This window comes from Bradyrhizobium sp. CSA112, from assembly GCF_029051645.1.
In the GTDB taxonomy this organism is placed as follows: domain Bacteria; phylum Pseudomonadota; class Alphaproteobacteria; order Rhizobiales; family Xanthobacteraceae; genus Bradyrhizobium.
This window is the reverse complement of the sequence record NZ_JAACFS010000153.1, coordinates 1-425: the sequence shown is the minus strand read 5'-3', so window position 1 is coordinate 425 and position 425 is coordinate 1. Positions and strand designations below refer to the sequence as shown.

Below are 425 nucleotides of genomic sequence, written 5' to 3'. Positions count from 1 at the left end.
ACGCTGGACTGAACCGTTGCAGCGGCATGCACGCGCGATTCAGCCTGCGCGGCTACTCTTTGATCCATCCATCTGCTTCCCACCGGTCACCGACATGCGCCTGCGTTCCCTGATGACCCGCCTCGCGGCCTCCACCGTGCTGATCGCCGCTGCGATCGGTGCGCAGGCGGCTCCCTCCATTTCCGGCCGCGAACTGTCGGTGGGCGCCAGCGACGTGCAGCAGTACCTCGATGGCAGCTTCCCGCGCACCCAGGACGCCCTCGGCGGCCTGATCGCCCTGACCATGAGCCATCCGCAGCTGAGCCTTCCGGCCGGCGAACGGTTGAACCTGGGCATGGACGTCGCGCTGGCCACCGCCGGCGGCAACCCGGCCCGACTGGGCACGGTGAAGCTCAGCAGCGGCCTGCGCTACGACGCGCAGACAC

The 425-nt window shown here is 69.2% G+C and carries 1 protein-coding gene; it reads left to right on the top strand.

The features are described 5' to 3' along the window. Positions 1-16 precede the first annotated feature (16 nt). Positions 17-425 (top strand): hypothetical protein (locus tag GWE18_RS42095; RefSeq protein WP_275191331.1); only part of this gene is annotated, 409 nt, incomplete at its 3' end.